Below are 9,011 nucleotides of genomic sequence, written 5' to 3'. Positions count from 1 at the left end.
GTGATGAGAAATGCGGACCGGTAGTTCAGTTGGTTAGAATACCGGCCTGTCACGCCGGGGGTCGCGGGTTCGAGTCCCGTCCGGTCCGCCATACAGCTTACGAAACAAGTAGTTCTCCCTGCAGTATATCTGCAAACCAGTGGGTGGTTAGCTCAGCTGGGAGAGCACCAGCCTTACAAGCTGGGGGTCACAGGTTCGATCCCTGTACCACCCACCATCTCATTGTGATGAGAAATGCGGACCGGTAGTTCAGTTGGTTAGAATACCGGCCTGTCACGCCGGGGGTCGCGGGTTCGAGTCCCGTCCGGTCCGCCATTTATCATTAAGTATTCCGTTTTCCCTTCCTTAATAAAATCAGACTTGTTTTCTGTTTCATCCAACTCTTCTGGGTTACCTGTGCTGATTTCTGAACTGTCCCGGAGACAGATTATGCCAGCGCTTAAAAGCTTTCTGAAAAGCTGCGGGCGTTGAAAATCCCATCAAATAACTTATTTCTCCATTGCTCAGGTGTGTGTCCCTTATATATCGGGTGGCAAGTGCTTTACGGGTGTCATCAAGTAAAGCTTTAAAACTACTGTTTTCCTTGTGCAGCTTACGACGTAATGTCCAGGGCTCCAGCTGCATTTCTGCAGAAATAAACTCCAGTGTTGGTGTCTGGCCAGTCAGATGCATAGCAATCAGTTCAGAGACCTGCTGCTGAATATTGCGTCCTTTTGTTATTTGTTCCAGTTGCTTCAGGCAAATCTGTTTCATTTGCTGATGACTGACTGGATTGGCAAACTGATTGACCTTGTCTCCGATGTGATCTGGTAGCCAGAGGATATTCTGTTTCATGCCGAAGTGTACGGGAACTGGCCATAAGGCATAGCTGGAAACATAGTCTGGTTGGGCAAATTCAATTTCGATACTGGCTCCATTCCAGTTTTTTATTGACTCGCCATTACAGTCTTGCAGAAAGCTTAACCAGCCTCCGATAACCGCATCGACAACAAAGCGGTTGTAATCGTTATAAGGCGAAATGGAGTAAAACTGAAAACCGGTCTTATTATCGGCTCTGATAATACGGCTATGGCCCCGGCTGTTTTCACTAAAGAGGCGTTCATAGCAAATCAGTACTGACAGTACGTCTTTGAGGGTTGCACTGCTCTGGGCACAGAACCCGAGACTGCCAAAATGATGTAGCTGAGTCTGTTGTCCCATAATAAGGCCAAGTTCTTTATGTCCGGTCAGCTCAATAGCAGCATGCCCAAGGCGCATGTAGTGCGGAATACTGATGCGACGGTCAGGGTGGCTCTGTTCCAGATCAGCAAGACCAAACTGACCGAACAGAGTGTCTGCGTCCTGCTGGCATAACCGGATCGCAGAACGCATCGCTTGAAGAAAATTAACCTGAACATTTCCAAGTTGCATGGTGTTCTGTTTCTTTTAGATATAGGGCTGACAGTATGCTCTGGTTCTATTGAAATGAGAAGGTGTGTTGTTATTTAAAGATATCAATTTGTATTCTGTGGATATTGTTTATCTGCCATATCCCGCTAAGCTTGGATAAAAATAACAAACAATCGTTTGAATCCGATTGATGAGGATATCACCGTGAATACAGCTATCAGTAACACTGGCGCATCTGTCTACCCTAACTTGCTAAAGCCTCTGGATCTTGGGCATGTGGTTCTGCCAAACCGGGTGCTTATGGGGTCAATGCATACCAATCTGGAAGAAACCCCAGGAGGGTTTGAGCGTTTGGCAGTCTTTTATGCAGAAAGAGCCAGAAATGGTGTTGCGCTGATTGTTACTGGTGGTATTGCCCCTAATAAGGAGGGTGCTGTATTTGAAGGCTCAGCTAAGCTGACCAATGAAAAAGAAGTGGCCCATCATAAAGTGATCACTGAAGCGGTACATAATGAAGGTGGGCGTATCTGTATGCAGATTCTGCATTCCGGACGTTATGCCTATTCACAAAGATCGGTTGCACCGTCTGCAATTCAGGCACCTATTAATCCTTTCCCACCTCATGAGTTAACCGCTGAAGAAGTGGAAAAACAGATTGCTGATTATGTTCAGTGTGCAGCCCTGGCTCAACAGGCTGGCTATGATGGCGTTGAAATCATGGGCTCTGAAGGTTATCTGATCAATCAGTTCATTGCTGCTCGTACCAATCGACGCACGGATGAATGGGGTGGCAGTTTTGAAAACCGGATTCGCTTTGCCACTGAAATTGTGCGCCAGGTAAGAGAGAAAACCGGGTCTGAGTTTATCATTATTTTCCGTTTATCAATGCTGGATCTGGTCGAGGGTGGCAGTGACTGGGAAGAAGTGGTTGAGCTGGGTAAACGGATTGAAAGTGCCGGTGCCAGCCTGATTAATACCGGTATTGGCTGGCATGAGGCGCGGGTCCCGACTATTGCGACCAGTGTACCAAGGGCGGCCTTTACCCGGGTGACTCAGCAGATGAAACAGGTGCTGAGTGTTCCTCTGATCACTACAAACCGTATTAATACTCCGGAAGTTGCCGAACAGGTCTTGTCTGATGGGCATGCCGATATGGTTTCAATGGCTCGTCCTTTCCTGGCTGATCCGGCTTTTGTCAGTAAAGCGGCTGAAGATCGGGCGGATGAAATCAATACCTGTATCGGCTGTAACCAGGCATGTCTGGATCATACTTTTCAGATGAAGCTGACGTCTTGCCTGGTTAACCCAAGAGCCTGCCATGAAACAGAGGTTGAGATAAAGCCAGCAGAGCAGGTTAAAAAGGTCGCTGTTGTTGGTGCTGGCCCGGCAGGGTTGTCTGCAGCAACGACAGCGGCAGAAAGAGGGCATGAGGTTACTCTGTTTGACAGTGCTGCAGAGGTAGGCGGGCAGTTTAATTATGCTAAGCGCATACCTGGTAAAGAGGAATTCTATGAGACATTGCGTTATTTCCGCCGCCGTATTGATGTAACTGGGGTGGACCTGAAGTTAAATACCAGGGTTGAAGCCGCTGATCTGACTGAATTTGATGAAGTTATTCTGGCAACAGGTATTGTGCCCAGAACACCTGATATAGAAGGCATTGATCACAGCAAAGTTGTGAGTTATATCGAAGCGATTACAGCAGCTAAACCCATCGGTGATAAAGTCGCTGTCATTGGCGCAGGCGGCATTGGTTTTGATGTGTCAGAGCTGGTCACTCAGAAAGGACCTTCTGCCAGCCTGGACATTGATGAGTTTATGCATGAGTGGGGCGTTGATCTGACGGTTCAGAACCGTGGCGGGGTGGAAGGTGTTGAGGCGCATAACCCGGAAGCTGCCCGTGAAGTCTGGCTGCTACAACGGAAGACCAGTAAGCCAGGGGCTGGCCTGGGTAAGACAACAGGCTGGATTCACAGAGCTTCACTGCAAAAACGTAATGTGAAAATGCTATCAGGTTGTGAGTATCAGAAAGTTGATGATCATGGGCTGCACCTTACTGTTAATGGTGAGGCTCAGTTGTTACCGGTGGATACAGTGATTATCTGTGCCGGTCAGACGCCATGTCGTGATCTGGAAGATGGGCTGAAGCAGGCAGGCAAAACAGTGCACTTAATTGGCGGGGCCGATGTTGCGGCTGAGCTTGATGCCAAGCGTGCGATTGATCAGGGTTTACGTCTGGCTGCGCAGTTGTAGTCTGAAGTACCGCTGCTGAGTAAGAAAAAAGCCTGTTATCCATTTAGATAACAGGCTTTTTTATAACCGGGTCAGGTATCACTTATCAGATATCTCTGACGCAACGCACCATATGGTCATTACGCAGAATATCTCCCTGGGGACCATGAGAATAGAAAGTTTCTCCGTTTGAGTCTGTGCCTGACGTTGCTCCACCAACACTGGTCGGGCTGACTTTATTGTCGCTACGCTGAGCCCCTGCACCATGTACATCCATAAATGTATTATTGATGTATCCCAGAGCGCGTCCAAATGACATGTAGGCTGCACTACTACCATTAAGATTGTAATTAGCGTGAGTGGTTGAGCTCCAGTAGCTCTGCCAGTCAGTTTCGCCTTCTTCATTGATGAATGAGGTAGTGCTGAATACCGGATCTATTGCTGCGCTGGAGGTGGTGTCAGGCGAGCGGGTGTAATCCAGAATACTCTGTAGCTCTTTTATGTTGGGTAAACGCCAGTCAGAATGTCCGGCTGTCGATGAGGCTTCACAGGTATTAATGGCATCTTCCCAGCCCAGGGAGGTGGTATCGTTTTTATGCCACATCAGACCGGTTGCGGAGTCACTGATGGTCCCATCATTATTATCCGTAAAGCTGTTTACTCCATAGTCTTCATTGCCTGTCGCGCAGAGAACATAGAATTTACTACTGGTTGGATAGCCTTTAATTCGGCCATCAACCAGATTAACCCCGAACATGGTTTCATCACCATTCATGGTGGTGGATACATAGAGTGTTGTTGTGGCGTACTGAGCATCAATAATACGTTCGCCAGCTGCTGTGTCACCAAATGCAGCGATAAAAGCACTATTGAGAAAAGGTGTGAGCTGAGAGGTGTCTGTTCCGTTATAGCCGCTAGGGTCCAGGCCGCTGAAGTCGATCAGAGAATAAGCTGTTTTGATATCGGGCAGGCGCCAGTTGCTTTCTCCGTTCAGGGTCAGATTCTGGCAGTAGTTGACGGCTTCTGTTGGAGACATTTTATCAGTGGTATCCAGTTCACCGTCATTGTTCGTATCGGCACTGCGGGTCCAGGTAATACCGGTCACATTATCGGTAACCGTATCTCCGCCTGAGCTCACAGTATAATCAGGCTGATTGCCAGAGTAATCTGCGTCCATACCGCTACCGGTGCAAGAGGTGCTGTTTCCGGTTGAAGAGTTGTAACACTGGCTCTGGTTAGTATCGACAATCTTATATGTCTGGCTGGTTGAAGGCGTGTCTGTTGGATCATCTGCCGGGGTTACATCTGCGCTGCCATCACTATTTATCGTTGAAGTGCCACCGTTATTGATACCGGATGAAGGTATGCTGGTTCCGAGGATTGATGAGACAAAATCAGAGTGGCTTCGGGGCTGGCCAGTGATACCTGTTAACGGGTCGCCTCCGGATATATAAGAATAATTGCCAGCACCAAGAATCGTAACTGTAGCACCATTGCTCAGATTCAGCAGGATGGCATCAGGTGCAACCTGAGAGCTGGTGATACTTAATCCACCAATCAACTGAATTTCATTGTTGCCCTGGCTGTCTATAATCTGAATCGCCGCATTACTATCGATCTGAAATGCGGAAAGGATATAGGTGTCATTTCCTTCTCCTCTGCCTATCACTCCTCTTTGCACAATAAAGGTGTCATCTGATGCAAAACTCTGCTGGGCCGGGATGGTGGTCAGCACGGCTAATGAAGACAGTACCAGTTTTTTCAGCTTATCTCTGGCCATAATTCTTTCCTTTAATTCAGATTGGGTGAGTCCAGGCTCTGTTATTATTTTAAAGAGGGTAATATAAGAGCGACACTGTGATAAAGGGATGAATCTCTGCAAGCTGCTTTACTTAATATTTACCTTGATCTGATGTTGCTTCTGTTTGTCTGAATAAAGGCATAGATATACTCCTTCGACTTTTTTACCTGAGCCGTTGATAATAGCTTTTTGAATAATCTGTATGACAAGGCTATCAGAGTCATTGCCTCATACTGTCAGGAGAATTGTTATGCATATCTGGGTAGATGCCGATGCTTGCCCTAAAGTGATTAAAGAAATTCTGTTCCGGGCTTCTCAGCGATTATCCATTTCTGTAACTCTGGTGGCTAATCAGGGGATCAGTGTACCTGCATCTTCTCTGATACGTGCTATTCAGGTACCGGCGGGATATGACGTAGCAGACAACTATATTGTTCAGCAGCTTAAAGCCGGAGATCTGGTCATTACTGCTGATATTCCTCTCGCGGCTGAAGTGCTGGAAAAGAAAGCACATGCATTGAACCCCAGAGGAGAGTTATACACGGAAAATAATATTAAAGAGCGCCTGATGATGAGGGACTTTATGTCTGATCTGAGAAGCAGTGGTGTTCAGACTGGCGGCCCGGCAGCGCTCAATCAGAAAGACCGGCAGGCATTTGGTAATGCTCTGGATCGTTTTCTGGCCCGGCATCTGAAATAAACTATAGGTCCCTGTAGCAGGTTTTACTTATCTTCTTGTTTCTGATGTCTTCTCTGTGAAATGGATACTGTGTTGCGATCTGAAAATATCTCTGTTGACCCTATAAGCTGGCTGAAAGCAGGCTTGCCTGAGCGACTTGCTGAGCTGGAAGATCACATTAGCCCGGCACCTTTGTTACCTCTGATCCATCCTCTTCTGGAGCAGAAAGGTATTAATGTTCTGCTGAAAAGGACAGATCTGATTCATCCGGTTATATCGGGTAATAAGTGGTATAAGCTGAAGTTTAATCTGGCTCAGGCTTTGCAGAATAACGCTGACGGTGTTTTATCTTTTGGCGGTGCCTGGTCTAATCATATCCATGCTCTGGCAAAAGCCTGTCGTCTGCTGGATCTTCCTCTGACAGCGGTTATCAGAGGTGAGCCTGAATTACTGAGTCACAGTCGGATGCTTCAGGATGCCGTGAGTTGGGGGATGCAGTGTCACTTTGTTTCCAGGGTTGAGTATCGAAAGAGGGGCGAACCGGACTGGCTGAATACGCTGAGTGAGCAGTATAAAGGCTATTATCTGGTACCAGAGGGCGGTAGCAGTGATCTGGCTTTACCCGGGGTAATGGCTCTGGGACGCGAAATAGAGCAGGATTGTCGTCAAGGGGGGCTTAAGCCTGACCAGTTGTGGTGTGCGATGGGGACCGGTGGCACCGTTGCCGGGCTGCTGGCTGCCAGAACGATGCCTTATCGGGTAACAGGGGTGCCTGTACTGAAAGGCGGTAGCTTTTTATACGATGATGTCGTTGAGAAATTGGAACCGGCTATAAGAAACGGACTGGTGCCTGAGCATTGTTCAGCTGCTTTACAGTTGTTAACTGATGGGCATGGCGGAGGGTATGGCCGGGTAAAGCCAGAGCTGATTAGCTGGCTTAGTCAGTTTGAGCTGGAAACTGGCGTGCAGCTTGATCCTGTCTATACCGGCAAACTGTTTTATCGATTTTTTCAGGCGGTTGACAGAGGTGAGTGTTCTTCCGGGGACACTGTGATTCTTCTTCATTCCGGAGGTTTACAAGGACGCAGAGGGTATGGTTTGGAGTGGATTCTCTGATAGTAATAATTCTTCTTATTTCTCTGGTATTCGGACTCTCGTCATTTATCTTAAATGAGTTAACATGTTAAATTCTGATAGCCCAATGATAACTCAGGATCAGAATATGCAGGAAAATCAGTCGGATAAAGATCAGTTGTCGTCTACTGATCAGCAGAATGAACCACAAACGGTTGAGGCTTCTTCAGAAAGTGAAGCAATAGAGGCTCTGGCAGATGTTGACAAGGATGCTCAGGTTACTGATAAAGACAGCACTGAGGCTGATCAGTCTGGTGTTGGCGAACCTGAAGCGGCGGATACTGTACAGGTTGATGATCAGCCTGAAGAGGTAGCAGAAGGCGCAGACCAGGTATCAGCAGATGAAACCGATGACGATGCTGCCGCTGTAGTAGAAACAGAGCTGAAAGAACCTGTCATTGTAGGCGATACGCCTCAGTGCGGTGTACTGGCCGAGTCTAATCTGCATGGGTATTACATCACGTATACCCTGAGGAATGATGATGATCTGTTGCCGTATGTACAGGATGTACTGGCACGTTTTCCCAGTATGCTGGATGAATGCCGCCGGGTCTTTGATGTGCCTTCTCTGAGTGGTGTGGTTGCTGTGGGCGCTGATGCCTGGCCACGTGTCTATCCTTCCGCAAAACCCGTCGCTCTTAAACCTTTTCCTGAAATGAAGCAGGGAGATCGTTCTGCTCCTGAAACTCCCTGTGATCTTTTTTTCCAGATTCGCTGTGATCGGCAGGATATTAATTTTGTGGTTGGACAGCGTGTGCACGCCTTGCTGGGGGAGTTGGCAGATCTTCAGGAAGCGATTCCTGTTTTCCGTTATCTTGATTCCAGGGATCTGACGGGTTTTGTTGATGGTACTGAAAACCCTCAGGGAGATGATAAGCCCCGTGTCGCTCTGATTGGCCCTGAAGATCCGGGGTTTGCGGGCGGTAGTTATGTTCATATCCAGCGTTATGTCCATAACCTGCCACGTTGGAATAAACTGGATGTACCTGACCAGGAACAGGTTATTGGCCGGACTAAGTCGGATAATATTGAGTTTACCGGTGACGAAAAGCCTTTGACCTCTCATATTAAGCGTTCAGGTATTAAGGATGAAGACGGGCAGGCCGTAGAGATCCTGAGACAAAGTATGCCTTATGGTGATCTGGATGAGCAGGGATTGTACTTTGTATCATATTGCCGTTTTGCGGATAACTTTACCCGCATGCTGGCGAGTATGATCTACAGTGATGCAAAAGGTCATTATGATCATCTGATGAAGTACACCCGTGCTGTTACCGGTGCCGCATTGTTTGCACCATCCCGTGAATTCCTGACCCAATACCTGGGAGCCGCATCTGAAGCTGAAAGGCTTCGTTTACAACGAGAGTCAGAGAAAAGAGCACGTCTGGCGGCAGAAGAAGCTGAGCGCAATTCGACAAGAGGTGAGCTTAAATATACGCCTCTGAGTGAGTCAATGGATGATCCCGTTATTCCTGTGCCTTCTGTAGAGAATGAACAGGAATCTGAACCTGTTACCTCTGCGACGGAACAGAATGTACCGGTACCTGCTTCTTCTTTACCTGTTGAAGAGAACAGTAACAGTTCTCAGAGCAGCAAGCGTTATTCTGCGACGTTTTATCAGGCGATGATAGAAGATGATGAAAAAGAGAAAGAACAGCAGAGTAAGCCTCATGTAGATACATCAGATGATGGTCTGAAAGATCTGAAGAGTTTACCCTGGAGTCTGACAGATGATGGTAAAGAGCAGAAAAAGCGAGATGAGTAATTTTTCTGTTT

General features: G+C 47.6%; 6 protein-coding genes and 3 tRNA genes. 7 read left to right on the top strand and 2 right to left on the bottom strand.

Annotated features, from left to right (window positions below):
• Nucleotides 1-14: 14 nt before the first annotated feature.
• The 3 genes from H4O21_RS01980 (at nucleotide 15) to H4O21_RS01970 (ending at nucleotide 315) form a co-directional block, all read left to right on the top strand.
• Nucleotides 15-91 (top strand) — tRNA-Asp (locus H4O21_RS01980).
• 50 nt (nucleotides 92-141) lie between these two features.
• Nucleotides 142-217, top strand: a tRNA-Val gene (locus tag H4O21_RS01975).
• Between the two features lie 21 nt (nucleotides 218-238).
• Nucleotides 239-315 (top strand) — tRNA-Asp (locus H4O21_RS01970).
• Between the two features lie 75 nt (nucleotides 316-390).
• Here H4O21_RS01970 and H4O21_RS01965 read toward each other — a convergent pair.
• The gene (locus H4O21_RS01965; protein ID WP_182807168.1) at nucleotides 391-1,410 is read right to left on the bottom strand and encodes an AraC family transcriptional regulator; all 1,020 of its coding nucleotides are present in this window, start codon (nucleotides 1,408-1,410) and stop codon (nucleotides 391-393) included.
• Between the two features lie 183 nt (nucleotides 1,411-1,593).
• Between H4O21_RS01965 and H4O21_RS01960 the strand changes: the two genes are divergently transcribed.
• Entirely contained in the window at nucleotides 1,594-3,642 is a 2,049-nt protein-coding gene (locus H4O21_RS01960) for an oxidoreductase (protein ID WP_368737508.1), read from the top strand.
• A gap of 85 nt (nucleotides 3,643-3,727) precedes the next feature.
• Here H4O21_RS01960 and H4O21_RS01955 read toward each other — a convergent pair whose 3' ends face one another.
• The gene (locus tag H4O21_RS01955) at nucleotides 3,728-5,401 is read right to left on the bottom strand and encodes an Lcl C-terminal domain-containing protein (protein ID WP_182807167.1); all 1,674 of its coding nucleotides are present in this window, start codon (nucleotides 5,399-5,401) and stop codon (nucleotides 3,728-3,730) included.
• Between the two features lie 271 nt (nucleotides 5,402-5,672).
• Between H4O21_RS01955 and H4O21_RS01950 the strand changes: the two genes are divergently transcribed.
• The 3 genes from H4O21_RS01950 to H4O21_RS01940 all read left to right on the top strand — a co-directional run bounded on the left by H4O21_RS01950 (nucleotide 5,673) and on the right by H4O21_RS01940 (nucleotide 9,000).
• Nucleotides 5,673-6,122, top strand: a complete 450-nt coding sequence (locus H4O21_RS01950; protein ID WP_182807166.1) for a YaiI/YqxD family protein — start codon at nucleotides 5,673-5,675, stop codon at nucleotides 6,120-6,122.
• 72 nt (nucleotides 6,123-6,194) lie between these two features.
• A complete protein-coding gene (locus H4O21_RS01945) occupies nucleotides 6,195-7,217 on the top strand; it encodes a 1-aminocyclopropane-1-carboxylate deaminase/D-cysteine desulfhydrase (protein ID WP_182807165.1) in 1,023 nt (340 codons plus the stop codon).
• A 106-nt stretch (nucleotides 7,218-7,323) separates the two neighbouring features.
• Nucleotides 7,324-9,000, top strand: coding sequence for a Dyp-type peroxidase (locus H4O21_RS01940; RefSeq protein WP_182807164.1), 1,677 nt, complete (start codon nucleotides 7,324-7,326; stop codon nucleotides 8,998-9,000).
• Nucleotides 9,001-9,011: the final 11 nt, after the last annotated feature.

Source organism: Oceanospirillum sediminis, assembly GCF_014164585.1.
Lineage (GTDB): Bacteria > Pseudomonadota > Gammaproteobacteria > Pseudomonadales > Halomonadaceae > Oceanospirillum > Oceanospirillum sediminis.
The sequence above is the reverse complement of the archived record's forward strand: the minus strand, read 5'-3'. Positions and strand labels throughout refer to the sequence as shown.

Coding starts and splice junctions, on each gene's coding strand:
- H4O21_RS01965 (WP_182807168.1), bottom strand. CDS start 1,410: ATGCAACTTGGAAATGTTCAGGTTAATTTTCTTCAAGCGATGCGTTCT.
- H4O21_RS01955 (WP_182807167.1), bottom strand. CDS start 5,401: ATGGCCAGAGATAAGCTGAAAAAACTGGTACTGTCTTCATTAGCCGTG.
- H4O21_RS01950 (WP_182807166.1), top strand. CDS start 5,673: ATGCATATCTGGGTAGATGCCGATGCTTGCCCTAAAGTGATTAAAGAA.
- H4O21_RS01940 (WP_182807164.1), top strand. CDS start 7,324: ATGCAGGAAAATCAGTCGGATAAAGATCAGTTGTCGTCTACTGATCAG.